Genomic DNA, 26225 nt, shown 5'->3' with positions numbered 1-26225 from the left:
CCTTTTATACTGCATCAACTCTGCTTATTTGATATTTCTTATCAATCTTCGTCTAAGAAATAAATTTTCCATTCTTTTGAGCAATCAGTTGCAAACGACTTTACACTCTTCGTTGTATGTGGCTTATACAAGTAACTTCCATCTTCATCAAACATTCCAAACATAGTATCACCCATTGCTTGTTCTAATCGAATTGGATACCATATATCGTTTTTTACTTGGAATACAAATACAGGGTCAGAGATAAGGTCTCCATTTTGCTTTCTATAAAAACCAATGAATAACATGTCACCTGCTTTTTCAACAACAAATGGCAAGAAACTATCTTGTTCAATGCGTATAGAAACTTCGTCTTTTTTAAAGAACTCTTCAACCGATGTTCTTCCATGTTTTACAATAATCTTTTCCATTACTTTTCTAAATGCTTTAAATTCAAAATTCATTTGAATCGCTCCTTTTAAAATAAATTCAATTAAATACCTAATTTTTATATCCTAAGTATTATACTTTTGCGATGAATTAAATATAAGAAAATACTTTATTATTCACGAAAAAAGACCTCTTTCTATAAAGAGGTCTAAATCAGATTGTATACTTAATTATAATTTGTATTCTCCCTTTTCTACTTGTACATCTGGCTTTCTCCTTACAACCGTCTGCTTTACAAAGACCTTCCTACCATCTTTCAATAAACTCGTTCCTTTCCAAAGAATTTTTCAAATACCTGTTTTGTAAATTCTTTATATTTTAGAACGAGAGGTTTTCTTTCATAACCAAAATAAAAAACATCTTACTCTTTTGGTAAGATGCCTGGGATACACTCTTTACTTTCTTTCAATATTTCTATTGCAGTATCTATTTTCGTTAGCAATTCCTGATTTATGTGATTAACCTGCGAAGAAGATAATGAAGGTTCATCCGTTCTTCCCAAAAGAAAATCCGATGACACATTCAATACATCGCATAATAAATCTAACATTTCTATAGAGGGCGTACTATAGCCTGTTTCATAATTAGATATGGTAGTTTTTTTCGTATTCACTTTTATCGCAAGTTCTTCTTGCGTTAATCCACTCCATTTTCTCGCTAATCGTAAACGCTTTTTAAATACATCTACAACACCCAATACATACTCATCCTTTACAAACTCATAATTATCTATATCATAAACCAAAAAAGAAAGGATTTCCACCTTTCTTCTTTTCATGATTCATCCTTATTTTCTTTCAAATATAACTTTACTTCTGACATGTTCTTAATTACTGGTTTATCTTTTTCATATTTGATTTTTACTTTGTATGTTCCCTTAGGAGTAGTTGCTGTATAAACATCATAAGAATTTTCCTGCTCTAATACAATCTCTTTCTCATTCACACCAATTTCTTTAGCGATTACTTTAGTTCTTTCTATGTCACCATCAGTATCCTCTACTATTCCTCCTTGAACCTTTAATGCCCAAAATCCACAAGATACAAATAATACAACAAGGATTAATAGAACAACTGGAGGCATCCATTCACTATCCATAAAATCATAAGTGAACCTTATATTCTTTTGTTTTTCATTTTCTTCTTTATCCAATTTAACCATAATTACTCCTTTTGTAAGATGTTCACACGATTTATTTTTGTGATAACATATTTATCATTTTATCAGGATTTATAGATTTAATTATCTGTAGAACCTATTTTTACTTGAGCCATATTTTCTATAACTGGTTTGGATTCTGTGCTCATCTGTTTATCAGAATCTATTGTTTCTTTAACTTTTAATTGATAAACACCTTTTGAAGTTGTAGCTGTATACCATTCAATATTTTTGATTTCCTCATTCTCATTATCTTCTTTTTTTAAGACAATTTCCTTCTTAGGAACATCTAATTCACTTGAAACAAGAGCAATAATAGCATTGTTCTTACTCTTTAAATATTCATCATTCATTTCATTTAAAGAGCCTATCGTTAGATTTACTACATAAATACCAGTAACAACTAAGATTAAACCAAATAAAGCTCCCCATCCCTCTTTACTCATTCGTTTCATTCCTCTCCGTTAAAGGTTATTAACAATCGCCTTCAAATGGTTTAATCCAAAATTCAAATCCAAAGAACTCATCTTTTGTTAAACATTTTCCATCTAATGAAAACTCTTTGTTAGAATCTACTAAATTAATTATTTCATCTTGAATGCTTTCAATTTCTCGTTTCTCTCTTGAAACAACCCCTGCTCCTTTTACAAATAACGTTACTGTTTGCCCTTCTTGAAACATATACTTATTCATTCTAAATTCCTCCTATTTTTAAGAAGCTTTCTTGTCTTCATTCGCTTCTTTCGTGGTAATTTTTATTTCTACGATTCTTTTAATCTTTGGTTTTTCACTATCTCTATCATTTACTTCAACAGAGTATACTCCTTTTTCCGTATCCGCTTGATAAATATTTGGTTCTTTCTTCTTTAGTATAATTTTCGATTCAGAAACCTGAACTTCTTTTGCAATCTCTTCTCTAATCTGCGACTCATATATTTGCTTTTCGTGTTCGATTGACCCGATGAAACCACTTAAAAATACATAAAGCAACCCTATGCCTAACATACCAAAAACAAATATAATAACTAATTCGAAAAAATCATCCATATAAACATCCTCCTCCATATAAAAAATCATACTAAATTCATTAACTATAGTCAATACAATAATTGAACAGAATCAATCTTTTCTGCTAATTACAAATCCATAAGAAAACAACATGTAACTAAGTTGTCTTCATAACTTCCTATTTACTAACAACAAAAAAGACTACCAAAATGTAGTCTTACTGTTCTTCTTCAGAGAAGTATTCAATATAAGCATCAAAATCTGAGTCTAAACATTTTAAAGATATTTTTTTAGACCTATCTAATTCACGATAATGTCTTTTGTAGTAAGGATTATCCCCCTTAAAATTTGGGTCATCCACTAATGTATTCTGGATATGTCTTTCTAATTTATCAAGTATAAACCTATCTACCCTTTTTATATCTAAACTTCTAATCTCATCAAACGCCTGTTTAATGTATGCATTGTATATATAAAACACAACCATTTCTGCTTCAAAATATCCTGAAGGAAAATAGCTTCTAAACTCAGGCTTCAAAGATTCTCTTGCTTTATCAAATAATGATTCATCTATATACACACACCCTTCTGGGCATCGCTTTACTAAACTATCACAGACTTCTTTAAGTTCTAACAGTTCAGGCTTAGACTTACAAAGTAATGATATGTATTTCAATATGAAGACTTCAACATCGGAAATCTTCCTGCTTAATACAATTGTATATAATTTTTTTACTTCTTTTAATACTTCAACAATTAACTTATCGTCTTTTACATTATTCGGTTTCTCTTGCACCCTCATTTTCTGTATCTCCTTTTACAATTTCAGTACCGACAGAAAGCAATAAATTTCTAAATGGAATAAAATAACCATTTTAACTATTATTCTCTTAGCAACTCCACATTCCTTAATTTTATGGAACTTAAAGAGATTTGTTGATTTCTATTCATTACTTTCAAACTTGCCATCTTTGTATTTGATTTTTTATAAAAAAGATTTTTACTTAGAATTTCCTCAATTTTAGTCAGTTTTATATTTCTTAATGTATTCATATTTTTTACCTACATTTTCTTATCTTGGGTTAATTGATTGATATCACCTCTTAATCTTCCTAATTCACAGTCAGCATGAAAGACTATACCAAGTAGAATACAAAATACCAAAACCGTTGCAACTGTTAGCATTTCTTCACCACCGTTTAATTGTTTCTTACGTTGTCTGTAAAACTCCATCACTTTTCAGATGCTCTCTAATCTTATTGGATAATACAGTATCCTCTTTACTACTGTTCCCTTCCATATTCCAAGCAAAATACCACTTTGCTAAAATTCGTTGTAACTCATCATTATTTAGTTCTAATTTTTCTTCCTCATTACCAATTGGTTCTATCGTCTCAATACATTCATCACCATATGCTTTTAGGGGATACCTTTCGTAGAACTTCCCTTTTGCATCTTCCTCATTATCTGCTTTCACCTTATATGTCTGAATTTCATTTACAAATCGGTTGTAAAACACTATTACATACTTATTCATCATTAACCTCTTTTCCAATCAAATATATAAACAACTTATTCTTTCATTAGAATCATAAAAATCTCTTTTGCTTTATATTCTTCTGGTATTTGTTTTACGGCTTCTTTTGGTGTATCTCCCTCTAAAACCGTCCAGAACGAACGTCTAACCACTTTACCTTTTACAACAGACTCTCTTATGTAATTTGTGTGATACTTCATCCTATTTCCTTCTTTCTTTAAAATGTTTTATGCCACCATGCTTTAAATGTCTTCTTCCATTTTCCATTTACTAATTCAAAGCCATCTATGTAACACCTGCCGTTTATCGTTGTTATGTTTTGTCCCTTCATTTCTTTATGAAAAGGAATAACAGAGCTCCCAGACACAACAACTCTATCAGTTTGATTTACAATAACTGTCCCTCCACAAAACGCTCCCATTCTCATCGACCTTTCTATTAAAAACAAGATTTAATTCTATAAAAAAAAGAGGAAGCAAAATCTCCCTCTTTTTAATTTCATTTATTAAGCATCTAAACCATATGCTTTTACAAGTGCGGCCAATCCACCTTGGAAACCTGCTCCAACAGCATTGAATTTCCACTCACCGTTATGGCGGTATAATTCACAGAACACAACAGCGGTTTCAATTGAGAAGTCTTCACCTAAATCAAAGCGGAAGATTTCTTCTCCTGTATCTTGATTCACTAAACGAACAAATGCATTTTTTACTTGTCCAAAGTTTTGATTACGTTTTAATGCATCATAGATTGTTACAGTGAATGCAATTTTATCAACATTAGAAGGTACTTTGTCTAAATGAACAACTAATTGCTCGTCATCACCGTCTCCTCCACCTGTTAGGTTATCACCTGAATGAACAACAGAACCACAAGTTGATTTTAGGTTGTTATAGAAAATAAAATCTAAGTCTTTTGCACATTTACCTGCTGAATTTAATAAAAACGCAGATGCATCTAAGTCAAAATCATGACCGCCATCAAACTCATTAACATCCCAACCTAAACCAATCATTACATTTTTCAGGTTCTCTCTACCTTTTGTAAGGTCTACTTTTTGTCCTTTTTGTAATTGAATTACCATAATCAATTCCTCCAATATGTATTAAGTTTTAAGCTCTACCTATATAAAACCATATTTATAAACTATAGTCAATATAAAAATTATAATATATAATATAGTTAATGAATAAAAACTTAAGGAAAGGAGATGTTGTAAAATGTTTTTTCTATGGAACGCTCTTAATGTCGGATTACTTATCGCATCAGCGATTGCAATTCATAATAACAATATGAAGTCTGGAGTTATTTATGGAGTGATTGGTGGAATATCTCTTTTACTCAGCATACTTTACTACTATAGAAGACAACTTATGAAAAATGATGCAGGTTCAACTATCTCAGCTTGTGTTGATGGATTGGATTGTTTAACTTGTGACATGAATAAAAAAAATGGATTTGATTGTGTAGATATTGAATGTGGTAAAATGCAGATTTTAGAAATTGATTGTGATGGTGTAGAATGCATGAACGCAGATTGCTGTAGTTTATAACGAAAAGAAAGGTGCTTTTAACATGATGAAATCTACAATGTTTTTATATAAGGCTTGCTTATTAATACCATGCCATCGAAGAAAAGAAAGATGTTTACATATAAGAGGAAAACAAATGCCTATATGTACCCGATGTTTCGCTATTCTCTTAGGGCATTTACTAATTCCTCTATTCTTTATGTATTCTGTACCTTTCTATATAGGTTTTCTACTACAAATCCCCATGGTAGTTGACGGATATACACAATTAAAGAAATGGAGGACCAGTAACCACGTCTTACGGCTCTTAACAGGTGTTATAAGCGGAGCAGGATTATCCATCTTAATCGTTGCTTTTGTACGCCTACTTACTAATTAGAAATGAAGGAGAGTAATCTATGAGATTAAAATTCATATTAGATTTATTAATAAGGATAGTTATATCAACACTACTCGCTTATGGTCCTTTTCACTTCATTTTGTTTTTAGAAAGCATTGAACTATAAAAATATTTAACCTTATTGACTTTCCTATATACATATGCGAAACTATTAAAGGCTGTTATACTTATCGAATCACCAAAAAAGAGGATGCAAATGCATCCTCTTTTTATTTATACTATTAATGGCTCAACTCTTTAATTTCTAACTTTTCTACTTTGATAATAGCTCCTTCTTTGAAAGTTACATGATAGGAGCCTTCTTTTGTCTTCACTTCATAAAATGCTTTATTACGACCAATAGGTTCTATAGACTCTATTTCATCTGCATTTTTCAAATGCAAGCTATCTGCAACAACTTTCCTTTTCTGCTTTGTTATTTCACTCATTAAAGCTCCTCCTGATAGTGCAAAACATAGAGCACTAACAACTACTAATATCAATGACCATGAGTTTTCAACAAAAAGAACTCTGTACATAAACACAAATACCAGTATAAAAAATACCAAAGTTGAAATTTTTAATAAAAAATATAAATCTAACACCCTTCTATCTCCCCTTGTTAGTCTCAATAATTCGTATATGTAATTTAAACGATTCTATTTCTTCTCATTAATCTTTTCAATTTTACTTACTGTTGGTACAAGTTTTTCACTTCCTAAAGTTACATGATAAAAAACATTTTTTATCTTCACTTCTTTTAATGACCTATTATGACGGTCTATAGTATGTATAGATTCTATCTCTGTTACATCTTTTAATTGAAGTTTTTCTACTATGGCCTTCTTCTCATAATTAGAATTAATAGGAATATAAATAAAAGCACATACAAGGAAAGCAATAAGTGTAAATAATGGCATTTTTAATAGAATCTCTGGCGTTCTATCAAATAGCATGAATGGCAGAACCGATATTAACAGCAATACAGTTATCAACCCAAAACCGATAGACATACATTTCAATACAATGTATAAAGTCAATTTAACCACCTCTTGGTTTATTATAATTTTTATTATGTAAATTAATGATTTTCTCTTATGCGTATAATTTTTGTTGTTTTTATATCACTATCAAAAATAACAACATATTGTTTATCCAATTTCTTTATGATGTAGCCTTTTTGATTTTCTTGAAATTCCCCCTTACTATCTTCAAAATCATAAAAAACAATATCATTTTCATTAACATCTAAAGCTTTTGCTACTAATTGGTATTGTATTTTCACAGATTTCTCTTTCTCAACTTGCATGTTATTGAAATCTATCAAGAATACTGCCAGTAAGGAAACAAGTGCCCCACAAAAAAACGAAACATAGAAAAACTCTAAAGGCATTCTTTTGTTTATAATTTTCTCATGTTCCCACTCTTTCGATAAAATTGTAATAAATAAAATGAAAAAGCCAATTGAACTTAACGCGAAAACAAGAATGACTTTATAACAATCTTGAAAATGAAAAAACGTCAACATATTATCAGCTCCCATCCTTATCCATCATAACATTTACTTTGACTATAGTAAATAAAAAGTAGAAGAGTGAACTCCCTTCTACTTAAGTATCCATAATATAATTATCGTAAACTGATATTATTCTTCTAATACATTCAAGTTCTTTTCAAACCTCTTTAATTCACAAATATCTAAAGTATCAATGTCTACATGCCTCTTTTCCTCATTCCCGACTTGCGTAAACATTTCTCCACTACGATAGTTTACTGAAACATAACCGTAATACCAAGGGAATAAGCCACTACCAAATCGAACCTTAAATACAATCTCTCTTTCTCTTTCATCAAATGCAATATCAGTCGCTCTTACAACAATATAATCTTTTCCTTTTCTATCCCCATTGTCTATCATGTATAATGCTGTTTTATAAAAAAGTAAAAGTCCCTTTCTTGCAAACTCAACATCAATTCCGTAGGTATCACTATATTTTTGGATTTGTTCCATCGTTTCTTGCTGATTAATTAATAGTTTTACAACCATATATCTATCGCCTCTTTCTTTTTTAATTTAATTAAGATTTACTATTCTATTTCATACCTATTCTTTTTATAAGAGTCTATCCTAATTTTTTGTTTGAGATATAATCATACTCCACAAAGTATTCATTCTCTGGAAAATCATCAGGGTTCAAACTGTCTTGATTGATTTGTTCAAGATTCAGCTTCTCTTTAACATGATTAGCAAACAGATAATATAACCGTTGATTACGTAGCAAGTTTTTTAACAACGTTAAAGTCGAAATTTTTCGCTCCACTAATTGAAGTCTTTCATCATTTGAAATCTCAGCAAATAACCATTTATCTGTTTCCTTATTTACGTCCTCTACAAAATAGTGTAAATAATACTTATCCTCTTTTGACTTAGTAATAAAAAATAAAGGGAAATCATAAAAGTCAAAGATATGGATTGTTACTGTATGTAAATATTCCTCTATTGGTATTGAAATCATTCTAATATCATCCTTAAAGCCAACAATAATTATCAAGATTTACCTCTGATTTTAACCTTAAAATAACAGAAGATTCTCCTATGAAATGCACTACATAATTACCTTTTCCAAATGATACACGACCTATATTATTCGTTTCATAGACAATATTAATTTCATTTTTAGAAAGATTAAGTTCTTCTGCTACATTCTTTAACCTTTCTTCTTGAATCGCATCCTGTCTTGTCTGCATTATATAAGAATATGAACCTATTACAATCAGGATTACTCCAATTGACATAAATATATGCCCTTTATATTCATGACCACATTTATTTAATACCAAGATAAGCCAACTAACGAAACCTAATATAAACATTATGATACCTGCTATAAGTATATACATACGTACTCACTCTTCTTCTGACTTATTCTTTAGTTCTTCTATTTTTACAATGGTTGCAGTTTTTTGTTTGAATTGAACATAATAATCCCCTTTTAATGAAATAGCATTTATAGAATCCCTGTACTCAGATTCAAATCTTATCTGTTCTTTAGGAATATTTAATTCCTTTGATATACTATTTTCTCTATCACTATTAAGCTTTTCATGTGATGTTTCAACATTACTAATTACGTCCCATATTCCCAATACAATAATTGTTAATCCAGAAAGAAATAATATAACTACTGATGTTATACCTATGACATCATTACCTTTTTTATCTGCAATATGCATTAGTAACAGTCCAAATACAAAAATAATAATTAAAATAATATATATCATTCTTTTGCCCCTCTCTAATGTCAAACATTATACATTTCACAAAAACAAATGAATCCCCATACACAAAATGGAAGACTTATAAACACAGTAGCAAGATTATAGGCTTCGTCTTTAATCTTTGCATCATCGCTTTTCATTCCTTCATATATACAAAATGCACCTGCTAATAATAGTGGCATTACAAAAAACACCCCTAATAAATAATTCACCGTAACCACCCTTTCTTTATAAGTCCCTGTTTGTTTTCTCTTTTTTATGAATGGCTACAATTGAATCAGCATCTTTTTTAAATAGGATTGAATATTCTCCATCCTGTGTAATTGCCTCATAATAATCTTTTCCTTCTCTATCTTTTTCTTCTTTAATTTCTATTTTGGACTCTGGCTTCTTCAATTCTTTTGAAATAGCTTTATATCTATTTCCTTTAAGCTCTTGCATTCCCTCAAGATAGTCAAATCCAAATAAGCCAATAGCACTCAAAAACAGCATACATGCAAATATGCCCAAAACATCTTTCCATGTCATATTTATTCACCCTTTCATTTTTACAATCGCCTCTATTTTATTGTCATTTCTTGATAGTTCAATAAGGTAGTTTCCTTTTTCTGTTTTTGCTATATATTCTATTTCTGTTCCCTTTTCTAACACCACTTGTTCTTTCTTTACATTTAATTTCTTTGCTACAAGTTGTCTAATATTAGATAATGACTGTTGTTTATCTAATCGTTTTACCGCTACTTTGTTTTCATCAGCTACTTCATAGGCACTATGTAAAGCCTTTAAAGTCTGAAATATCAAGCCTGATGCTGAGATAAAACACAATAGAGTCCAATATAGTTTCTTTGTTTCTATTTCAGCCATTTGAAAGAAACATGTTAAAAACAGAAATGCGATAAACAAGTAAATATCTCTTTCATCCATGTGTTGTATTGACGTTATCATTTTTTAAATCCTTTACACAGAATATTCAAACTTTATCATCCGAAAATCTTATACGATTCATTATCCTATCAAAATCCACGAAAGTTCTTTTTTAAAACGAACACCATCGTTATCCTTCCTTCACATATATAAGATATATGTTTCTATATTCTTTAGTTAAAGAGCTTAGAAAAGTTTGGGTCTGCAATAATCGTCAAAACTGCCATAATCCCTACAACAGTAACTAAAATTAAAGTGGACCTATTTGGTTTAATTACATACAAAATGCTTGAAAGTACAAATGAAATACATACTACCAACTGTATAACTAATAATTTTTCCCTACTTATATTTAGTAATATATCCACCATTATCCTCATCTCTCAATTCATTATTTTACAGCCTCTACATTGTTAATCTTATCGAGTTTAAACAGCATACCTTCTTTTACATAGGCTTTATACGTTTCTGTTTTAGTGACTACTTCATAAGAACTATAATTTAATTCATTTACTTCCAGTTCAGCGGGGTTTATATCCAATTTTTGAGCAATTAAGTATTTTATTTGTTCCTTTTCAGTCGAACCCTTCTTGTTTACATATCTATCTAATCCTGAAATAGAAACAGACTCAACGTAATTTAACTTATCGAGTTTAAATAGTTTTTCATTTTCATTGAAATACGCCTTATATGTTGCTGTTTTTGTTGCCACTTCAAAAATATTGTTTTTTATGTTACTTATATTAAATTCCGTTGGTTTTATCTGTAATTCACTTGCAATTACATTTTGAATTGATGCATAATGCTTAAATTCTGAATTAAGCTTTTCATGAATAATATAAAGAGCAGTAGCCATAACAAGGGCCATTCCTACTATCATTCCTATAAACCCTTTTTTAGTTTTTGATTTTTCACTTATTGCCATTAACAAAATACCTGCTATAGAAATAGCCAAGCAAACAACTACTTTAAATGTCATAAAAATCTCCCCCCTTTCTATACATATAGTGACATGCTCAATGAATACAAGAGAACTTATCACCTATATTCATTGAGTGAATCCAGGAACATAATATCAATTTATATAAATTATTAGTTATTTTTTCTTTACTATTCCATCTACATTCACCGTTCCTTCAGATGTTTGTACATAATAAACACCTAAAGAAGTAGTTGCTATATAACGATTATCCTTGTCACTCTCTTTTTCAATAATAATGTCATCATTGTTAATGTTTAACTTTTTAGCAACTGCTTTTTTAACTTCAGATAGAATATCTTTCTCCCTTATATTCGTTTTTTCTTCACTTTCTTTGATATCATGTAATGATTCACTATCCTTTATTTTTTCAACCTTGAATAAAGTTCCATTCGGGTTAAAATAAAATTTATATCTATTAGTTTTTGTTGCCACTTCATATATATCATCATTTCTATTTACGATTTTATATTCAGAATCATCCACATGTAATTCTTTTGTAATGGCATTATTGATTTTTTCGCCCCTCTCTATATCAGCCTTTGAAATCGGATAGGTTATTAGAATAAACCCGATGAAAATCGCAATTACTCCGAAAAACACCCCATCACCATATCGAATGGCTGAAATAAGTATGCTTGTTCCTACCAATAACAATAACCCTCCAACTAAAATACACAAAAACGTTATAACTCCACTCACATTAAACACCTCCATTCATTTTTAGAAGTCCCATCCAATTGTTATAATTCCTTTTATAATTCCGAAATTTCACCATTAGATAGAATATAAACCTTATATTGGCATGGTTCCTCAACTTTTGGCTCTTCTATTTTTTTAGAGAAATATTCAATAGCTTTTTTAATTGTTTCATTTATTTCTTCAGGAGTTAACGGTCTTTTAATTCTAAAACTGTCCAAATCTATAATAAATTCATTCGTATTTAAAGTTTTTGCTACGACTTTAAAATCTATAGCTCCATCCTCTTTTAAACAGTTATTATTCTCTGCCCATTCTTTTGTTACTACAAATAGATTATCTAATCCCATGTTTCATAGCCCCTCTCCCTATATACTTTTTCATTTCATTGACTACTTTTTCAGGAGTTACGATATCTTCCATTCCTGTACCTTTTAATTGCGGAGCAACATTTAAATCAACCGCTAATAACTCTTTCCCATCTTTAACATAATCAATTGCTACCAATGGGAACTCATATGGGTCTAAAATCCCTTCAAAGGAAGGCATTCGTGACCAACAATCAATAATAGTAATTTCAACGTCTCCTACATTACTTCTCCAGTCATTTTTACTGCGGTAATCCAGTATCGTCTTTCTACGGCCAACATTTAAAACCCTCCAACTCTCACCCAAATTCCCACAAAATAAGGTGCAGAAAGTATCTATTGGATAGGTTTCTAATGCTTCTATTAATGACATTCGAATTTTTCCTTCCCCTTGGTGCTTGCTAATATCCGTGTAAACAACCACTTCTGCATGTAGGGGGTATTTTTTTGCCATTTCATGAAGGTGACCATAAGGAACGGTTTTAATGCCTTTAGAAGACAGATAATCAAGCATCTGTGGACGATTCATTCCCATATCATGTTTTCGTAAAAAAGGCATTCCACTTCCATCAAAATGATGGTCATAATAATCATGAAAATTCGTAATTAGCTTCACTTCTCTACTCATGTTTATCTTCCTCTCTTTTAATCAGAACAACTACCTGAATCACTAACACCGCAATCATTCGAACAAGAATTTTCTACCTCATGCGAACCCCATCCCCCTGTTTTTACCAGGTCATCATCACTTAAAGCTGTATGCGTTGGATTTAATGGATGTAACGGATTTGTTATAGTTCCTGAATACATTTCATTAACTCTTTTATTTTTGGCAGAAGTTACAGCTCTTTCTGGAACTTTATAACCCGTTTTGCCTGAATTCGTAGTACCAATCACAAGGTTATGAAACTGGCGTTCTTTTTGACTTTCTAAAATATCCAGTGGAATCTCACGAGCCATACTTTCTTGCTTCTTTTTATCTAAACGATTTTTTCTAAATCTCTTAAAAAACAAATTCATTCACTTCCTTTATGTCAATGTTAATCCATGACAATCATACATCTTTTCATTGACTATTGTCAATGAAATAAAACTAAAAAAAGACACATCTTTATTGACATGCCTTAAAAATATGAACTACCCTTTACACTTCTTAGATGATTTCTTATGACTGTTTTACCATCGCTTTAATAGTCGTAGCACTCTCTTCTGTCTCTACCACGTATTTACCTGATGATGTAATAGCTGTGTATAAATTGTCTTTATCTTTTGTTACTACCACTTCATCTAATTTTAATTGTAACTTCTCTGAAACTAATTTTCTCACTGTCTCAGTATCACTTGTTTTAGATTCATTCACTTTATCATTATTATCTTTCATAGAATCTTTATTGTTATTTTCTTTTGTAACTTCATATTTTATAATATCTGCTGATATTGATTTGAATGTGAATTTATATGTAGTATCTTTTGTAATTGCGATAACATCCTCTTTTTCATCCTTGAATTCAATTTGTGACCTTGGAATGTCCAACTTGTTGGCAATCGCAGTTTCACGACTATCTTCTTGAAAATCATTATAGCCTAATATCCCAAAGAAGATAGCTAACAATACTCCAAGGAATACAGTCATTGCTTCTTCTTCTCTGATACCCCACACTACTCCAACTACAAGACATAGAATTGATGCAATAAATAACAACATAAACATTTCACTTACACTCCTTTAAACTTCTCTTTAACCTTGTTTTACCATCGCTTTTATAGAGATTGAATTTTCTTCCGTCTCCACTACATACTTACCTAATGATGTAATAGCTGTGTATACGTTCTCTTTATCTTTTGTTATAACCACTTCATCTTTTCTTAGATTCAGCTTATTAGCTATCATCTCTCTTACTTTTTCTTCATTTTTCAGTGAAGGTTCATTTACCTTGTTACGCCCTTCTTTTTTACTATCTGTTTTTTCCCATTTAATGATGGAAATGGAACCAGATTTAAACTCATACTTGTAATCGTCATCTTTTGTACTTACATATACATTTGTTTGATAATGCTTAAAATTAATGTTTTCTTTATTCAAATCTAATTTTCCCGCAATAACCAATTCTCTCTCGCTTTTTAAAGAAGCAGATTGATAAGGGACAACTCCTATTACAATAGCAAATACAGATAAGACCATTATAAAATATTCCATCCCATCCAAAAGATAGTCATTGTCAGTACACGCATAAGCTATAGCCAGACACAGAACAATCGCCCAAACTACCATCCAAATCATCCAGAACAACATTAGCAACATCCTTTCTTTATCTATTCAATTAAAGTTTCTTACAAAGAATAACACTTTTTATTAACTATAGTCAATAAATAAAAAATGACACCCATATTGAATGCCATTTAAAAACAATCCCCGTTTTTTATACTGTTCCTTTTAATTTAATGCTGTAAATATAGAATGTGACAGAAGAAATTAACGTGATAACTCCCAACAAGATTCCACCTACAAAAGAGACATATTGATTCGTTATAGCTCCAATAAATAACAAAAGTGATAAGATACACAATAAAAGGGAACCTACTCTGTTTATTAAGACTTGTTTAGACTTCACCATAGCCCCCCGCCTTCCCAAAGTTATCTTCATAACTTTTATTAATCATGATAATCAATAAGTTCTGCTATTTTTCGTAAAACTTCAGGATTCTTGCACAATTTTACTTTATGCCCGATATTTTCCCTATTTGCATATAACCAACACTCTTCTTCTACTTCTTTCTCAGTAGTATAGAAATTAGGTCTATCCTTTCTACACCACTTTAGTATCTCTGCATCTTCAGACAGTGTTTTTCCTATAATCCAATACGATTCATTTTCGCTAATAATATAACCCTCAACAAAACGTTTTTTCATAGGAAGGTTCCAATTTACCCACGTTAAAGGTTCCAATATCCATACCTTATCTCCAATCTTCAAATTTCAGTTACATCTCCTTTTTCTTATAATTCATGAAATAAAACCCTGTTTTTCCTCCATTGTTAAATACAAAATGATGGTAAGAAAAATAATCTTTTTTAAAAACCCAATCATCAACACCAGGAAAGTTTCTTGTGATTTTATCCACGCCAAAATTTTTATTACCATCATTAACATGTGGAATATAAATATTTAGCTCTAATGGGTTTAATTTATTTATTTGATTCGCTGTTTGAAACTGAACCAATCGAATATTCTCTCTGTTTTCCAACACAGTTTTTTCTTCCTTATCTACATGTAATAAACATAATAAATAAATCACATTTCCTTCTGCTGATAAGCTCGCTATTCTTTCAAACACATTCCTTAAAAACAGCTTTTTTTGACTATATTTCGCTCCTGCTAATGAAGATGTATTTAAGCTCAAGATGTTAATATCACTCTTAGTAAATACCTTTATTTTTTCTTCTACATCAGTTGTTCTTTTAGCATCAATATCCATTACTGTATACTTATGATAATGGGATAGATAATCTGCTATTTGTTCTGTTGTTGTAATTAATTTAACAGGTACTCCCTGTTCTTGATACGCATGAAATAAGTGATGTAGGAACAATCCTTGTCCACAGATTGCATGGTTATAAAACTTATTCCACACATTAATGTCTTTCATGTCTCGTAGAAAATCCTTAAAAAGTGATTCATTATTGAATTTTTCCTTATATCTATCACACAATACTTTTCTAAATGGAGCCTTCATGTGAATAGATAAATTATGAATCTCTGAGTCAATACTGCCTAACAATAATCCCAAACCATTCATACTTACACTCCCTAAAGTTAATTACCACATTTAAATCATACTTATTTTATTAACTATAGTCAATATACGTGATATGAAGTATTCCAATAAACACAAAAAAAAACACCCTTTATGGGATGTCTTCCTTATTAATCCTGATAATTTAAAATATCCGCAATTTGTTTTAACTTACCATAATCATTGCATCTATCTAATTTATCTTTAATTTTATATCTATGATTATGAATCCAACAAGCCTGTTCTACTTCTTCCTCTGAAATAAAAAAAGTGCGGTCTTTCTTTTTTAGTTTCACACCTATATCTGGTGAAGTATCCATGCGATATCCAACAATCCAACTAACCCTTGTCTCACCGATAATATACCGTTCTACAAATTTCGCTCTAAAAATTAATTTTAATAAATACCTGTTTTATGTATTCGAAACATTATAGAAAACTATTTTATATTTTATGCGGATAAAATTTGAGATGTTTTATTAATAATCTCTTCAATGTCCTCTTTCGATAAGTGAATGTGCCCTCGATTATATCTATCTTTTTTCACATTATCATATTCGATTTCTACCCTTACTAATGACTTGTCTCTTTCTAAATTCACAAGAAAAATACTATGTTGCCCTGCAAACTCCCAGGATTGGCCATGTGTATCAACATCTTCCTTATTCATTTTCTGTAAGTAGTTAACTAAAATTTCTTGAATAGCAGAAAACTTGGGGTATGTTATGCATAAAGACACTGGATTCTCATCAAATGTTTGACCTGTTATTTTAAACTCAATGCGATTTCTATCCTCTTCTTTATTGACTGCTATCTTTGTCTTTTTATAAAAATCCTCAAATATCACATCAGTATGTAGTGCTTCAATTTTCGATATAGCATTTACTTCTCGTAATGGTTCTAATTCGACTGTCTTTACTGCCTTTACCATTTTTTCAACTTCTTCTTTTGTCTCTTCTTTTACTTCTTCTTCTATTTCATTCTTTACTACTTCCGTTACTTCTTCTCGCTGTTCTTCAACAACATCTTCTTGAATCCCGTTTAGTAAGAATTGAGATTGTTGTTCATTTAAATAAAATAATGATTCTTGTTGGATATCTTCACTCTTTTTAACTAACTTAATCTCAATCCATCTATTCTCTTCATTCAATGACAATTGTAGTTCTGCTTTCTTTGATGGAAAATTCCAATATTCACTAAAAACCGAAATGTTAGCTCCGTTCATTTTACGCAAATAATTGTAAATAACCTTTTGCATTTTTTTTACTTTGAATCTTGTGATTGATAGAGATATAGGTCGTTCATTCATATTCAAGTTTTTCATACTTAAATTTATACTACCCTTTTGTTTCTGCTCTTCAATCATTAATGACGTGTGATTCAAATCATCTTGAAACTTCACCTGACTCCCTCCCAAATTACCTCTAACTAATACGATACACATTTTATATGCTTTGTTCAATATCGAATACGTGATATTTAATGGACATTTGTTAAAATTCAAATCCTATAGGATTCATATTGCCATCATCTAAATCTATTTCTCTATTGATTAGGCTACTACTTTTAAAAACTATAGTCAATAAAAACATTATTGCATAAGATATCCACTCCCTTTTATTCTTTGTATAGCAAAATAAAAAGCAGAGGAATTATCCCCTGCTCTTATTTAGCGTACTCGATTTCTGTATAAAATGGTTTTATCACTTCTTCTAACCTATAATGTTTTAAAATGGTCTTTTCAAAATAGTGACGTACAAAAGAATTAAAAATTATTTCTTTCCCTTCTTTTCCATAAGTCTTACTTACTTGACGATACTCTTGCATTAAATCTTCTATTTTATCATTTACTAAATCAGCAAAATCAATTAAATCTATATTTTTCTTTGACACTCTTTCTACACTAAGTAAAACATCCGTTGCTACCACTGTTATTTCTATAATATCTAATTGTTCCATACTAAAAGCTCCTTTATCCAAATTCATTTATTAATACCTCTAAAACAATTCATTATCTCGATACACATCTGTTGGATAACGATAATTACCTGTGTCTTCTTCAATATTAAAATAAAATCTATATAACCCATCATTGTATTCTTGTTCTTCCTGGCTTAACTTTGCCTCTGTTTTGTACTCTGCTACAACAAACTCATAGCTACCATGTTCATCAGTCCAGGTAAATACTTGCTCTGCATCTGATTGAGTCCAATCATCACCATATGTATCTCTTATGCTTTCTATTCTACCTTGATATTTTAAGCCCAAGTTGTAGTGCTCGTATATCTCTTTTTTCCCAAAGACCATAATAGTTCTACCATTATCTTTAACCAGATAATGAATATCCTTAGCCTTCATATATTTTTCTTTCACTGCCTTTACGTTCTCAATAGTAACGTCCCTTAAAGTTTTTTCAGAAAAACGATATGTATATGGTCTTTTATGAAACTTCACTTGACCTATAGCCTCTTCACTCATCATTCCTATCCAACCACGCTTACTATTCTTTAATGCCTGTACATTTCCTGAAATTTCATCTACCTCACATTTGATAGATTTTTTTTCATTTACAGAAACATATACTTCATTCAGAAATTGTAAATACTTATTATCTTTTGTTTTTTTAATTCTTTCACACAGTTTTTCATCTGTTAATAAAGCCTCGATAAATACCCTGTGCGCTTCATATTCACACTGTAATCCATTTAATAATTCCTCTGGTGTAACTTCAACAATAGATTCCATCAATAATTCTTTCACACTTTTACTTTGATTTGTCATAACTTCTCGTCTCCTTTAATGATATCATTTCAACACCTGTTTTACCAAATTTATAAAAATACCTTATTTCTATAATCTATGTATTATACTGCTAAAAATTAAGGAAGATTCATAAATAAATATAGAAAAAAGCACATATAACATGTGCTTTTAAAAGACAAAAGTGCTTGAGTAATACATTAATTGTCTTTTTTCTTTTTCATATCCAAGACATATAGTTCTGAGTTTAAATAGTGTTCCTCATCTGCCTTTCTTTGCTTGTCCTTCTCACGAAGCATAGTTCTGTACTCTTCAACACTCATTCCTAAATCCCTTGCCCTAACCATTTCCACATCTTCCACCATCTTTATAATAGAGTTTCCGAACATACTTTTTCCTCCATACAATTATTATTTTTATAAAATACCAATTTATCATCCACTATTTATTTACACGTAATTATTTGATTTAATCATACAATATTAAAATTTCTACGTATATAAAAATACACCTAACAATATAGTTAGATGTATTTACCCCCATCATATACTTTTTATTTACCATTCAATTCTTTTTTACATGCAAAATACTTCTTTGTAGTCGAAATATTTAAATACACAGTGTAACAGAAAATAATAAATAATATTGCATACACAGCATAAGATAACCATTTAGAACTATCAAAATAAACCTCTAAAGTAGTACAGACAATTACTGAAAGGAATGATACAATTGCATGCATCAATAAAGATTCGTTATTTTCGTCCATTTCCTCTTTCAGCGTTTCTAATTCTTTTTGATTTTCACTATACATCTTTATACATCCCTTCTTCAAAAAGACACAAATAAATGCATCTGTGTCTCACCATTATTATAATTCAATTTCTATGAAATACCTATTCTATATATTTGTTTTTTATTATAGTTATTAAAATTTGAAAATATATCAAACTATAGTTTAAAAAACAAAACAAAAAGCACACTATCATATGTGTACTTTTTAAGTGCATCTATAATACATATATTTTTTATTACTAAAAAATATATGTATTAAAGTAAATTTCTTATTGATTTTTAAACTTAACTATATACAATTTTTATATTTAATTTATATATAGTTAATAAAAATGAAAAATACGTAAAAACAAATTTTATATTACTTATTCCTTTAGTTCAATTAAAATCTTCATTTTCTCGCCATTCTGGGCTATTCTTGTGTAATAGTGAAGAATATTACCTTTTAATATCTTGTAATCATGTACATAATCCTCAATAAACACACCTTCACGATGTTTCAAATGTAAATCTTCCAATCTTTCCACTGGTTTTCCTGTCAGAGGATTGAATTTACATGAATCCCACATTAACTGCTCATCATACACACTCCATATTCTCTTTATATCTCTTCCTTCTATATTATATGCATTTAAATCTAATATTTCCCCAACTTGAATATCTAATATAATCCTCTTCATTTTATTCCCTCCAAAAGATTTTCTGCTTTCCGAACTTGTGCATTCACTAAAATCCCTACTATGATAGATAACATTCCAATTAAACTTTTAAAATATAATTTGATTTTTTGTTATCCCGTTCCTCTTTAATAAGTAGATGGACATATTATACAACATATTCTCACATATATGGATATATATAGTCTACTAAAATGTTCGATAATGATATATTATCAAACATTTTTATAAATTCATGAATATATGTACATGTTCATATCTATAATTTATTAATAATCATTATAAAAAAGGGTTTTGACAAAAATGAATTATAAAGGAGATACCAACATGAGAAAACTCTGGATTTGCACAGGAAAAGAATATAATTTACGGACAAATTCAACCTGACCATTCACCTTAGCCTTACAACGATAGGTGCATTCTTAAGATACGAACATGACGCTCTTGAATGAGTAGATTATTCAAACCAGAAATATTAGGAAGGAACTACTCCTTCTACTAATAGATTTGATAAACACATATATGCTCTTTATGAGTGGGCAGTATTCCTCCATTACATATGGAAGAACTGCACGAAATGGTTCTTATGTCATTTCAATGATATAAGTCTACAATAATTACATTATGTAAACATTGTAGTGAAAGGGATTCAAATTTTTGATTCATTGTATACAATCTATATTATATATAGGAAGAAAAATTTAAATTTAAATGTTTAGTAATATATTAGATGAGAACTTTAAGCTAAATCGGTCAATGTATTCTTATAAAATACATTGAAAAAAGAACACCTGTTTGCTATAATAAGAACAGATGTTCCGAATGATTAATTATTCACAAACTCGAATTAGAATTACCTCATAGCAATCTTTATATGAGCATTGTCTATAGTATATAAAAGTGAATTTTCCTAATAAAAAGAAAATGCTTTATTATTCATATCTTTTTATTACGAAACGTTGATATTACAATGTAGTTCAACTGTTTTTACCATCAGATGGGACTTTCAGTGTTGATATTTTTAAAAAATTCATTGACTATATTCGAGATTTTGTTATAATTAATACGGAAACTTGCAGTTCATCCCGTTCGTGGATAATCTAAATATATATATATAACATATAATCAAGGAGTGGAAGTTCGTTATGACAGTTAACAAAGTAAAACAATATGTGAAGGCACTTATCCTAACAGAAGAGGATTTTATTCAAACTATAGAGGATACACTACTTGTAGATGGCATTTCAATTCGTTTGGTTAAGTCGAAGAGTGGAAACATGGAAGAAAAACTTTTCATTCCTGTGCTACCTGAACGTTTTAAATCAGATGCGCAATTACATAACCATTTTGACAAAGAAGTTGTCTATATTGAAGATGAAGTGGATGGCGAAATTGGTATTAGTATGAACCTTATTGATTCTAAGAATATCTTAGAAAAGGTGTATAGCACTTCTTTAACTGGAGAATACACATCACGAGATTTTGATGGTTTTACAGGTTCTTATGACGCATTCTTCTTCACAATGGCTTAATAGTTCTTTGTTTTTTTATTTTTAATATCTTTATATCTTTATATACTTTATCCAACACATGTGATTTATTTGGCGATGAATCTCATGTGTTTTTTTTATATTATATATCTATCAATATGCTATACACACTATCCCGATTAAACGTAACATAAACATTATATATAATAGACCCCCATTTAGTCAACGATTACTATCTTACATTTCGACATTAATCGACATATTTCTGTAATATTCTATGGAATCTTTACAAAACGTTTACATTTAAACCATATTTTTCTTTATCTTAATTAAATAAACATATTATTTGACTATTACTTTATGAAATATTTAATATGGTTCACATATAGAATTATACAATTTTTGTGTGTTTTTTTCTTGTACTTTTTGTGTTTTTTGATAAAAAAACATGTTGAGCACACATAAAACACACATAAAACACACAAATTGCATCTTAAATGTTTTTTTGGAGATAAACTAAAAAAAAGAATGTATCTACTACATTCTTTTTAATTCTTTGATTCACTTATAGGTTTTGTTATTTTTGCTTTCTCTAACCAATTTGACAGTGTATAGACAAGCAAACAAGTCATAGAGTCGAACGGATTGATTGTTCCTACAAAAATCGCCTTTACAATCAAGATACCTGTAGCAATTAATCCAAATACACGAAATAGAACATATAAGTCCCTTGTTTCTTTCTGGGAAAACAAAAATACGCCCCCCATCATCATACCTAAAAATAATAGTGCTGATAGAAATGGCATCACTAAATGAGCAATTAATAGTAATCCTCCAAAATAAATTACCATTTTCCTCCCTCTAAAATAAAGACCATAACATTTGTTTTTAAATAAAGCAGACATGGTTGTAGTTACATTCCAAGTTAATAGATTGAGATTACTCGTGTATGTGAGTGGATACATATTATAAAAAAACAAAGTAATAAGTATCAAATATCCACCTGAAAACATTTCTCCAAACTTTCCATTTGCCATAGATAAGAATAATACATATACGCCTGTTAAGAAAAGCAAAATAAATGGTATTTCACTCTTAGAAAAAGATAGTTTTCTCATCTTCCATCCAATTGGAGGTTTTTTTACTTTGTTTTTTTCTGCTTCTTCTTTCTCCATTTTCTCAACTTCTTTAAATTTTGTGTTATAAGGGATAGTTCCTTTATCATCTGTCCCTATCCCCTTTTCATCTTTTAAAATTTTTTTAAAACTATCTGCTCGAATCAATTCCTACACCCCCTACATATTTTCTCTCCATTATATGTACATTAGAAATATTCTACTATTAAAACCATAACTGAGTACGTCTCAGTAAAACCCCTCCGAAACATAAACCTATATAACCTCAAAAATCATTTAGACAACACAGAAATTCATACAAAAAAATAGTAGTTTACTCAAATTTAGAGATTGTGATACCATGATTTTAAAGAAGGTGAAATCATGTTACATTCATTTAATATAGAACGTTCAATTGAAGATTTTTTACTTTACTTAGAAGGATTAAGATATGCACCAAACACAATCAAAAGTTATCGTTTTGATTTAGAAGGATTTTTCACATTTGCCATTCCACACAACAAATCTATGGATTTTGAGTTTAAAAGATTAGAACAACTACTATTGCTGTACATTAATAGTTTGCGTATATACAACAACACGAGTGAATATGAAATCTCGACATTAAATCGAAAAAGGGCCTGTTTTCGTAAATACATTAAATTTCTGAATAAGTGGGAATATATTTCCTCTGATTTCTCTCATAAAATCGAATCTATGAAAAACAAAAAAAATCCCAACAAAGATATATTAAATCACGAAGAAGTTTCAAAGGTTCAATATTACTTAGATTCCATTCAGAAATCCCCTTGGCTTACACCTAAAAAGCAAGAAAAGTATATACGCAATCGTTTTATCTTTTATACACTTTTATATTCAGGCTTACGTGTGTCTGAACTTACAAATTTAAGATGGAAACATTTTAATATCACGGAAGGTATGATTATAGTAGATGAAGGTAAAGGGAATAAGAACAGGACTATTCCTATACATGAAGAATTAGTTCAAGAGTATGATACTTATAAATCATTTCTTCTATCTATGTATGGCGAGGACCATCCTATATTAACAGGATACTTATTCCCAAGAAACGAAAAACACCCTGATATTTCATTAACTACAAAAACAATTCGATTAATCATTCGAACAATTGTAAAGGAATCGTCTATCGTAGATAAGCATATTTCCCCACACAATTTACGGCACACTTTCGCATCTTATAGTGTATTAAACAACATTTCAATCCCTGTCCTCTCTTCTATACTTGGACATTCTAAAAAATCAATTACGATGGATATATATGCTCATGTTATTGATGATAAACAAAAAGAAAACGAACTAAAAAAACTCTCCTTTCACTCTGGTTGATTCCAGAGTGTTTTTTTATAACAAAACTATTTTTATTGACTATAGTAAACAAAAGTGTTAATATAGTCATATTGAAAAACACAATTGAATATATAGCAGGAGGGTTTTATGAAAAAATTCAAATTTAAAAAACCTAATAAGAAATGGCGTAATTTCTTATTATTTCTTACATGTTTCTTAATTATTGTAGGTCCGTTTATTTACCCACATTTTATGGAACAACCTAAAGAAATATCGTATACTACCTTTACGAAAATGCTAAAAGAAAAGCAAGTAAAAGAAGTTACGATAATAAAAGGAACTGGCTCTATTGTATTAACAGATAAAGCAAATAAGGAATTCAAAACAGATAATCCTCGCCATGAAACATTTAAGAAAGACTTACTTGAGACTGGTCTTCATGTAGAAGAACATACTCCAGTTGATTTGGGTAAGTTAAGTGCTACAATTCTTTCAGTGGGGCTAACTGCCTTTATCGCTTTTGCTTTATTAAAGCAATTAGCAAGTAGCTCATCTAAGAAAACATCAGAACCTGCTATTATAGATAAGAAGATTTCTTTGAAAAATGTCGCAGGAAACAAAGGTATTAAAAAAGATTTAACATTACTTGTTGATTTCTTGAAAAACTCTAAAAAGTTTTCGAACCAAGGTGCAGTAATGCCAAAAGGTGTTCTTTTATACGGTCCACCAGGAACAGGTAAAACTTTGATTGCAAAAGCATTAGCGGGTGAAGCAAATGTACCATTTTTCAGCATTTCGGGTTCCGATTTTCTTGAGAAATATGTAGGTGTTGGTGCTTCCCGTGTACGTGATTTATTTGCAAATGCAAAGAAACATGCTCCATGTATCGTATTCATTGATGAGTTAGATGCAGTTGGGGGTAGTCGTGAAGGTGATGAAAACTCTGAAAGAATTCAAACAATTAACGCACTTCTTTCTGAAATGGATGGATACTCTTCTTCAAGTGGTGTATTAGTCATCGCAACAACAAATCGTATTGAATCATTAGACGAAGCTCTTATTCGAGCAGGACGATTTGACAAGCATGTGATGATTCCATTACCTCAAAATCCTCAAGAGCGTGAAGAAATCATTCATATTCATGCAGAGGGAAAAATCTTTGCAGAAGATGTTTCCTTTAGTAACTTAGCAAAACAAACAATTGGATTTAGTGGTGCAGATATCAAATCTCTATTAAATGAAGCTGTTCTTATTTCTATCCAAGATGAAAAAGATGCGATTGATATGAATTGTATTGATAAAGCTTTATTTAAGGTCATCATGAAAGGTCATCCAAATGAGGATATGCCACGAAGCAGAGAGGAAATTCGATTAGTAGCTTATCATGAAGCGGGTCACGCCCTTGTTGCGAAGTTAATAACAGATATCTCAGTTCCTAAAGTGACAATTATTTCTTCCACTTCTGGTGCAGGAGGCGTAACATTCTACAGCCCTTCTAAATCAGGACTACATACGATTGAAGAGTTGAAGAATGAAATCAAACGAGCATATGGTGGTCGAGTAGCTGAATATTTATTATTTAATGACAACCAAAAAGTAACAACAGGTGCTCATCAGGATATCCTGCAAGCTACTAAGAAAATTAAAGAAATGATTTCTTCCTATGGTATGGATGAATCAATTGGTATGTTAAATCTTACTGTGTTAAAGGCTGATGAAAGCTCTATCTTAGAACGTGCAACGAAGTTATCAAGCCAACTTTACGATGAAACTGTTCAGCTCCTTACAGACAATCGACATCTATTAGATGCCATTGCAGAAGCCTTAATTGAAAAAGAGACACTATCAGAAGAAGAATTAGATGCTATTATCAGTGAACATTCTGATGTACGAATTGCAAGTTAAAAGAGAGAGTTTATCTCTCTTTTTTATAACTATATTAAGGAAATACATAGCAAAAAAGGAGTATGAAT

General features: G+C 30.2%; 43 protein-coding genes. 5 read left to right on the top strand and 38 right to left on the bottom strand.

Annotated features, from left to right (window positions below; genetic code table 11):
- Positions 1-41 precede the first annotated feature (41 nt).
- From MHB52_RS31120 to MHB52_RS31070, 11 genes are all read right to left on the bottom strand, one after another.
- Positions 42-443 carry a DUF6908 domain-containing protein gene (locus MHB52_RS31120; protein WP_061662580.1) on the bottom strand — a complete coding sequence of 134 codons (402 nt, stop codon included), beginning with the start codon at positions 441-443 and terminating at the stop codon, positions 42-44.
- A 347-nt stretch (positions 444-790) separates the two neighbouring features.
- Complete coding sequence (locus MHB52_RS31115) at positions 791-1207, bottom strand: helix-turn-helix domain-containing protein (RefSeq protein WP_061662581.1); 417 nt, start codon at positions 1205-1207, stop codon at positions 791-793.
- The gene (locus tag MHB52_RS31110) at positions 1204-1590 is read right to left on the bottom strand and encodes a hypothetical protein (RefSeq protein WP_253703148.1); all 387 of its coding nucleotides are present in this window, start codon (positions 1588-1590) and stop codon (positions 1204-1206) included. The genes MHB52_RS31115 and MHB52_RS31110 overlap by 4 nt, the downstream gene beginning before the upstream one ends.
- Positions 1591-1667: 77 nt before the next feature.
- A complete protein-coding gene (locus MHB52_RS31105; protein WP_061662583.1) occupies positions 1668-2033 on the bottom strand; it encodes a hypothetical protein in 366 nt (121 codons plus the stop codon).
- A gap of 28 nt (positions 2034-2061) precedes the next feature.
- Positions 2062-2280 carry a hypothetical protein gene (locus MHB52_RS31100; RefSeq protein WP_061662584.1) on the bottom strand — a complete coding sequence of 73 codons (219 nt, stop codon included), beginning with the start codon at positions 2278-2280 and terminating at the stop codon, positions 2062-2064.
- Between the two features lie 18 nt (positions 2281-2298).
- On the bottom strand, positions 2299-2634 hold the full coding sequence (locus MHB52_RS31095; RefSeq protein ID WP_080451499.1) for an NADH dehydrogenase: 336 nt from the start codon (positions 2632-2634) through the stop codon (positions 2299-2301).
- A gap of 178 nt (positions 2635-2812) precedes the next feature.
- Positions 2813-3397 carry a hypothetical protein gene (locus MHB52_RS31090; protein ID WP_061662586.1) on the bottom strand — a complete coding sequence of 195 codons (585 nt, stop codon included), beginning with the start codon at positions 3395-3397 and terminating at the stop codon, positions 2813-2815.
- Positions 3398-3805: 408 nt separating this feature from the next.
- Complete coding sequence (locus MHB52_RS31085) at positions 3806-4132, bottom strand: hypothetical protein (protein WP_061662587.1); 327 nt, start codon at positions 4130-4132, stop codon at positions 3806-3808.
- A 35-nt stretch (positions 4133-4167) separates the two neighbouring features.
- The gene (locus MHB52_RS31080) at positions 4168-4332 is read right to left on the bottom strand and encodes a hypothetical protein (protein ID WP_172796983.1); all 165 of its coding nucleotides are present in this window, start codon (positions 4330-4332) and stop codon (positions 4168-4170) included.
- A 17-nt stretch (positions 4333-4349) separates the two neighbouring features.
- Positions 4350-4553: a hypothetical protein gene (locus MHB52_RS31075; protein WP_242306239.1), complete on the bottom strand. Its 204-nt coding sequence runs from the start codon at positions 4551-4553 to the stop codon at positions 4350-4352.
- A gap of 84 nt (positions 4554-4637) precedes the next feature.
- Positions 4638-5216, bottom strand: coding sequence for a TerD family protein (locus tag MHB52_RS31070; protein WP_061662588.1), 579 nt, complete (start codon positions 5214-5216; stop codon positions 4638-4640).
- 136 nt (positions 5217-5352) lie between these two features.
- On the opposite strand from MHB52_RS31070, the gene MHB52_RS31065 reads away from it, so the two are divergent.
- Together MHB52_RS31065 and MHB52_RS31060 are read left to right on the top strand one after the other, a co-directional pair.
- Entirely contained in the window at positions 5353-5685 is a 333-nt protein-coding gene (locus MHB52_RS31065) for a hypothetical protein (RefSeq protein WP_061662589.1), read from the top strand.
- A gap of 22 nt (positions 5686-5707) precedes the next feature.
- On the top strand, positions 5708-6043 hold the full coding sequence (locus tag MHB52_RS31060) for a DUF2085 domain-containing protein (RefSeq protein ID WP_080451500.1): 336 nt from the start codon (positions 5708-5710) through the stop codon (positions 6041-6043).
- 242 nt (positions 6044-6285) lie between these two features.
- Here MHB52_RS31060 and MHB52_RS31055 read toward each other — a convergent pair whose 3' ends face one another.
- The 26 genes from MHB52_RS31055 to MHB52_RS30930 form a co-directional block, all read right to left on the bottom strand.
- Positions 6286-6492, bottom strand: coding sequence for a hypothetical protein (locus MHB52_RS31055; protein WP_253703153.1), 207 nt, complete (start codon positions 6490-6492; stop codon positions 6286-6288).
- A 210-nt stretch (positions 6493-6702) separates the two neighbouring features.
- The gene (locus MHB52_RS31050) at positions 6703-7092 is read right to left on the bottom strand and encodes a hypothetical protein (RefSeq protein ID WP_257208630.1); all 390 of its coding nucleotides are present in this window, start codon (positions 7090-7092) and stop codon (positions 6703-6705) included.
- A gap of 32 nt (positions 7093-7124) precedes the next feature.
- Positions 7125-7571, bottom strand: coding sequence for a hypothetical protein (locus tag MHB52_RS31045; protein ID WP_061662590.1), 447 nt, complete (start codon positions 7569-7571; stop codon positions 7125-7127).
- 117 nt (positions 7572-7688) lie between these two features.
- A complete protein-coding gene (locus tag MHB52_RS31040; protein WP_061662591.1) occupies positions 7689-8090 on the bottom strand; it encodes a hypothetical protein in 402 nt (133 codons plus the stop codon).
- A gap of 76 nt (positions 8091-8166) precedes the next feature.
- Complete coding sequence (locus tag MHB52_RS31035) at positions 8167-8559, bottom strand: DUF6575 domain-containing protein (protein ID WP_061662834.1); 393 nt, start codon at positions 8557-8559, stop codon at positions 8167-8169.
- A 13-nt stretch (positions 8560-8572) separates the two neighbouring features.
- The gene (locus tag MHB52_RS31030; RefSeq protein ID WP_253703155.1) at positions 8573-8917 is read right to left on the bottom strand and encodes a hypothetical protein; all 345 of its coding nucleotides are present in this window, start codon (positions 8915-8917) and stop codon (positions 8573-8575) included.
- A gap of 33 nt (positions 8918-8950) precedes the next feature.
- Entirely contained in the window at positions 8951-9325 is a 375-nt protein-coding gene (locus tag MHB52_RS31025) for a hypothetical protein (RefSeq protein ID WP_061662593.1), read from the bottom strand.
- A gap of 20 nt (positions 9326-9345) precedes the next feature.
- Positions 9346-9534 carry a hypothetical protein gene (locus tag MHB52_RS31020; RefSeq protein ID WP_098434262.1) on the bottom strand — a complete coding sequence of 63 codons (189 nt, stop codon included), beginning with the start codon at positions 9532-9534 and terminating at the stop codon, positions 9346-9348.
- Positions 9535-9550: 16 nt separating this feature from the next.
- Positions 9551-9850, bottom strand: coding sequence for a hypothetical protein (locus MHB52_RS31015; protein ID WP_061662594.1), 300 nt, complete (start codon positions 9848-9850; stop codon positions 9551-9553).
- Between the two features lie 6 nt (positions 9851-9856).
- On the bottom strand, positions 9857-10267 hold the full coding sequence (locus MHB52_RS31010) for a hypothetical protein (protein WP_061662595.1): 411 nt from the start codon (positions 10265-10267) through the stop codon (positions 9857-9859).
- 370 nt (positions 10268-10637) lie between these two features.
- Positions 10638-11225, bottom strand: a complete 588-nt coding sequence (locus MHB52_RS31005; RefSeq protein ID WP_061662596.1) for a hypothetical protein — start codon at positions 11223-11225, stop codon at positions 10638-10640.
- Between the two features lie 117 nt (positions 11226-11342).
- The gene (locus MHB52_RS31000; RefSeq protein ID WP_061662597.1) at positions 11343-11927 is read right to left on the bottom strand and encodes a hypothetical protein; all 585 of its coding nucleotides are present in this window, start codon (positions 11925-11927) and stop codon (positions 11343-11345) included.
- 53 nt (positions 11928-11980) lie between these two features.
- Positions 11981-12274: a hypothetical protein gene (locus tag MHB52_RS30995; protein WP_061662598.1), complete on the bottom strand. Its 294-nt coding sequence runs from the start codon at positions 12272-12274 to the stop codon at positions 11981-11983.
- Entirely contained in the window at positions 12261-12920 is a 660-nt protein-coding gene (locus MHB52_RS30990; protein ID WP_061662599.1) for a hypothetical protein, read from the bottom strand. Before MHB52_RS30990 ends, MHB52_RS30995 begins: the two co-directional genes overlap by 14 nt.
- 17 nt (positions 12921-12937) lie before the next feature.
- Positions 12938-13252 carry a hypothetical protein gene (locus tag MHB52_RS30985; protein ID WP_253703157.1) on the bottom strand — a complete coding sequence of 105 codons (315 nt, stop codon included), beginning with the start codon at positions 13250-13252 and terminating at the stop codon, positions 12938-12940.
- Positions 13253-13457: 205 nt separating this feature from the next.
- On the bottom strand, positions 13458-14003 hold the full coding sequence (locus MHB52_RS30980) for a hypothetical protein (RefSeq protein WP_253703159.1): 546 nt from the start codon (positions 14001-14003) through the stop codon (positions 13458-13460).
- A gap of 27 nt (positions 14004-14030) precedes the next feature.
- Complete coding sequence (locus MHB52_RS30975; RefSeq protein WP_061662601.1) at positions 14031-14585, bottom strand: hypothetical protein; 555 nt, start codon at positions 14583-14585, stop codon at positions 14031-14033.
- A gap of 360 nt (positions 14586-14945) precedes the next feature.
- Positions 14946-15266 (bottom strand): hypothetical protein, encoded by a 321-nt coding sequence (locus MHB52_RS30970; RefSeq protein ID WP_061662602.1) that lies wholly within the window; start codon positions 15264-15266, stop codon positions 14946-14948.
- A gap of 7 nt (positions 15267-15273) precedes the next feature.
- Positions 15274-16089, bottom strand: a complete 816-nt coding sequence (locus tag MHB52_RS30965) for a hypothetical protein (protein WP_061662603.1) — start codon at positions 16087-16089, stop codon at positions 15274-15276.
- Positions 16090-16217: 128 nt separating this feature from the next.
- The gene (locus MHB52_RS30960; RefSeq protein WP_061662604.1) at positions 16218-16406 is read right to left on the bottom strand and encodes a hypothetical protein; all 189 of its coding nucleotides are present in this window, start codon (positions 16404-16406) and stop codon (positions 16218-16220) included.
- A gap of 131 nt (positions 16407-16537) precedes the next feature.
- Entirely contained in the window at positions 16538-17488 is a 951-nt protein-coding gene (locus MHB52_RS30955; protein WP_061662605.1) for a hypothetical protein, read from the bottom strand.
- Positions 17489-17751: 263 nt separating this feature from the next.
- Positions 17752-18072: a hypothetical protein gene (locus tag MHB52_RS30950; RefSeq protein ID WP_242306219.1), complete on the bottom strand. Its 321-nt coding sequence runs from the start codon at positions 18070-18072 to the stop codon at positions 17752-17754.
- 12 nt (positions 18073-18084) lie between these two features.
- Positions 18085-18867 (bottom strand): hypothetical protein, encoded by a 783-nt coding sequence (locus MHB52_RS30945; protein WP_061662606.1) that lies wholly within the window; start codon positions 18865-18867, stop codon positions 18085-18087.
- Positions 18868-19046: 179 nt separating this feature from the next.
- Positions 19047-19235: a hypothetical protein gene (locus MHB52_RS30940; protein WP_061662607.1), complete on the bottom strand. Its 189-nt coding sequence runs from the start codon at positions 19233-19235 to the stop codon at positions 19047-19049.
- A gap of 164 nt (positions 19236-19399) precedes the next feature.
- Complete coding sequence (locus MHB52_RS30935) at positions 19400-19660, bottom strand: hypothetical protein (RefSeq protein WP_061662608.1); 261 nt, start codon at positions 19658-19660, stop codon at positions 19400-19402.
- 346 nt (positions 19661-20006) lie between these two features.
- Positions 20007-20321 (bottom strand): hypothetical protein, encoded by a 315-nt coding sequence (locus tag MHB52_RS30930; protein ID WP_253703161.1) that lies wholly within the window; start codon positions 20319-20321, stop codon positions 20007-20009.
- 1142 nt (positions 20322-21463) lie between these two features.
- On the opposite strand from MHB52_RS30930, the gene MHB52_RS30925 reads away from it, so the two are divergent.
- Positions 21464-21850, top strand: a complete 387-nt coding sequence (locus tag MHB52_RS30925) for a hypothetical protein (RefSeq protein WP_061662609.1) — start codon at positions 21464-21466, stop codon at positions 21848-21850.
- Positions 21851-22356: 506 nt separating this feature from the next.
- Here MHB52_RS30925 and MHB52_RS30920 read toward each other — a convergent pair.
- Positions 22357-23091 carry a hypothetical protein gene (locus MHB52_RS30920; protein WP_061662610.1) on the bottom strand — a complete coding sequence of 245 codons (735 nt, stop codon included), beginning with the start codon at positions 23089-23091 and terminating at the stop codon, positions 22357-22359.
- A 216-nt stretch (positions 23092-23307) separates the two neighbouring features.
- On the opposite strand from MHB52_RS30920, the gene MHB52_RS30915 reads away from it, so the two are divergent.
- Both MHB52_RS30915 and MHB52_RS30910 read left to right on the top strand, forming a co-directional pair.
- Positions 23308-24291: a tyrosine-type recombinase/integrase gene (locus tag MHB52_RS30915; protein ID WP_061662611.1), complete on the top strand. Its 984-nt coding sequence runs from the start codon at positions 23308-23310 to the stop codon at positions 24289-24291.
- 108 nt (positions 24292-24399) lie between these two features.
- Positions 24400-26157 carry an ATP-dependent metallopeptidase FtsH/Yme1/Tma family protein gene (locus MHB52_RS30910; RefSeq protein WP_061662612.1) on the top strand — a complete coding sequence of 586 codons (1758 nt, stop codon included), beginning with the start codon at positions 24400-24402 and terminating at the stop codon, positions 26155-26157.
- Positions 26158-26225 lie beyond the last annotated feature (68 nt).

Source organism: Bacillus sp. FSL K6-0073 (assembly GCF_038006085.1).
Lineage (GTDB): Bacteria > Bacillota > Bacilli > Bacillales > Bacillaceae_G > Bacillus_A > Bacillus_A cereus.
Note: the sequence above shows the minus strand (reverse complement) of the source record. Positions and strands in the feature narration are given on the sequence as shown.

Bases quoted from the DNA above. Each gene is read 5' to 3' on its own strand.
- MHB52_RS31010 (WP_061662595.1), bottom strand. From the start codon at position 10,267: ATGATAACGTCAATACAACACATGGATGAAAGAGATATTTACTTGTTT.
- MHB52_RS30945 (WP_061662606.1), bottom strand. From the start codon at position 18,867: ATGACAAATCAAAGTAAAAGTGTGAAAGAATTATTGATGGAATCTATT.
- MHB52_RS31120 (WP_061662580.1), bottom strand. From the start codon at position 443: ATGAATTTTGAATTTAAAGCATTTAGAAAAGTAATGGAAAAGATTATT.
- MHB52_RS30975 (WP_061662601.1), bottom strand. From the start codon at position 14,585: ATGTTGTTCTGGATGATTTGGATGGTAGTTTGGGCGATTGTTCTGTGT.
- MHB52_RS31005 (WP_061662596.1), bottom strand. From the start codon at position 11,225: ATGACATTTAAAGTAGTTGTTTGCTTGGCTATTTCTATAGCAGGTATT.
- MHB52_RS31055 (WP_253703153.1), bottom strand. From the start codon at position 6,492: ATGAGTGAAATAACAAAGCAGAAAAGGAAAGTTGTTGCAGATAGCTTG.
- MHB52_RS31060 (WP_080451500.1), top strand. From the start codon at position 5,708: ATGATGAAATCTACAATGTTTTTATATAAGGCTTGCTTATTAATACCA.
- MHB52_RS31110 (WP_253703148.1), bottom strand. From the start codon at position 1,590: ATGGTTAAATTGGATAAAGAAGAAAATGAAAAACAAAAGAATATAAGG.
- MHB52_RS30960 (WP_061662604.1), bottom strand. From the start codon at position 16,406: ATGGATACTTCACCAGATATAGGTGTGAAACTAAAAAAGAAAGACCGC.
- MHB52_RS31070 (WP_061662588.1), bottom strand. From the start codon at position 5,216: ATGGTAATTCAATTACAAAAAGGACAAAAAGTAGACCTTACAAAAGGT.
- MHB52_RS31115 (WP_061662581.1), bottom strand. From the start codon at position 1,207: ATGAAAAGAAGAAAGGTGGAAATCCTTTCTTTTTTGGTTTATGATATA.
- MHB52_RS30940 (WP_061662607.1), bottom strand. From the start codon at position 19,235: ATGTTCGGAAACTCTATTATAAAGATGGTGGAAGATGTGGAAATGGTT.
- MHB52_RS31080 (WP_172796983.1), bottom strand. From the start codon at position 4,332: ATGAAGTATCACACAAATTACATAAGAGAGTCTGTTGTAAAAGGTAAA.
- MHB52_RS31015 (WP_061662594.1), bottom strand. From the start codon at position 9,850: ATGACATGGAAAGATGTTTTGGGCATATTTGCATGTATGCTGTTTTTG.
- MHB52_RS30980 (WP_253703159.1), bottom strand. From the start codon at position 14,003: ATGTTTATGTTGTTATTTATTGCATCAATTCTATGTCTTGTAGTTGGA.
- MHB52_RS31040 (WP_061662591.1), bottom strand. From the start codon at position 8,090: ATGGTTGTAAAACTATTAATTAATCAGCAAGAAACGATGGAACAAATC.
- MHB52_RS31105 (WP_061662583.1), bottom strand. From the start codon at position 2,033: ATGAGTAAAGAGGGATGGGGAGCTTTATTTGGTTTAATCTTAGTTGTT.
- MHB52_RS31030 (WP_253703155.1), bottom strand. From the start codon at position 8,917: ATGTTTATATTAGGTTTCGTTAGTTGGCTTATCTTGGTATTAAATAAA.
- MHB52_RS30985 (WP_253703157.1), bottom strand. From the start codon at position 13,252: ATGGCTCGTGAGATTCCACTGGATATTTTAGAAAGTCAAAAAGAACGC.
- MHB52_RS30925 (WP_061662609.1), top strand. From the start codon at position 21,464: ATGACAGTTAACAAAGTAAAACAATATGTGAAGGCACTTATCCTAACA.
- MHB52_RS31035 (WP_061662834.1), bottom strand. From the start codon at position 8,559: ATGATTTCAATACCAATAGAGGAATATTTACATACAGTAACAATCCAT.
- MHB52_RS31085 (WP_061662587.1), bottom strand. From the start codon at position 4,132: ATGAATAAGTATGTAATAGTGTTTTACAACCGATTTGTAAATGAAATT.
- MHB52_RS31090 (WP_061662586.1), bottom strand. From the start codon at position 3,397: ATGAGGGTGCAAGAGAAACCGAATAATGTAAAAGACGATAAGTTAATT.
- MHB52_RS31095 (WP_080451499.1), bottom strand. From the start codon at position 2,634: ATGGATGATTTTTTCGAATTAGTTATTATATTTGTTTTTGGTATGTTA.
- MHB52_RS30990 (WP_061662599.1), bottom strand. From the start codon at position 12,920: ATGAGTAGAGAAGTGAAGCTAATTACGAATTTTCATGATTATTATGAC.
- MHB52_RS31075 (WP_242306239.1), bottom strand. From the start codon at position 4,553: ATGGGAGCGTTTTGTGGAGGGACAGTTATTGTAAATCAAACTGATAGA.
- MHB52_RS31025 (WP_061662593.1), bottom strand. From the start codon at position 9,325: ATGATATATATTATTTTAATTATTATTTTTGTATTTGGACTGTTACTA.
- MHB52_RS30935 (WP_061662608.1), bottom strand. From the start codon at position 19,660: ATGTATAGTGAAAATCAAAAAGAATTAGAAACGCTGAAAGAGGAAATG.
- MHB52_RS30910 (WP_061662612.1), top strand. From the start codon at position 24,400: ATGAAAAAATTCAAATTTAAAAAACCTAATAAGAAATGGCGTAATTTC.
- MHB52_RS30915 (WP_061662611.1), top strand. From the start codon at position 23,308: ATGTTACATTCATTTAATATAGAACGTTCAATTGAAGATTTTTTACTT.
- MHB52_RS30930 (WP_253703161.1), bottom strand. From the start codon at position 20,321: ATGAAGAGGATTATATTAGATATTCAAGTTGGGGAAATATTAGATTTA.
- MHB52_RS30965 (WP_061662603.1), bottom strand. From the start codon at position 16,089: ATGAATGGTTTGGGATTATTGTTAGGCAGTATTGACTCAGAGATTCAT.
- MHB52_RS31100 (WP_061662584.1), bottom strand. From the start codon at position 2,280: ATGAATAAGTATATGTTTCAAGAAGGGCAAACAGTAACGTTATTTGTA.
- MHB52_RS31065 (WP_061662589.1), top strand. From the start codon at position 5,353: ATGTTTTTTCTATGGAACGCTCTTAATGTCGGATTACTTATCGCATCA.
- MHB52_RS31045 (WP_061662590.1), bottom strand. From the start codon at position 7,571: ATGTTGACGTTTTTTCATTTTCAAGATTGTTATAAAGTCATTCTTGTT.
- MHB52_RS30995 (WP_061662598.1), bottom strand. From the start codon at position 12,274: ATGGGATTAGATAATCTATTTGTAGTAACAAAAGAATGGGCAGAGAAT.
- MHB52_RS30950 (WP_242306219.1), bottom strand. From the start codon at position 18,072: ATGAATTTGGATAAAGGAGCTTTTAGTATGGAACAATTAGATATTATA.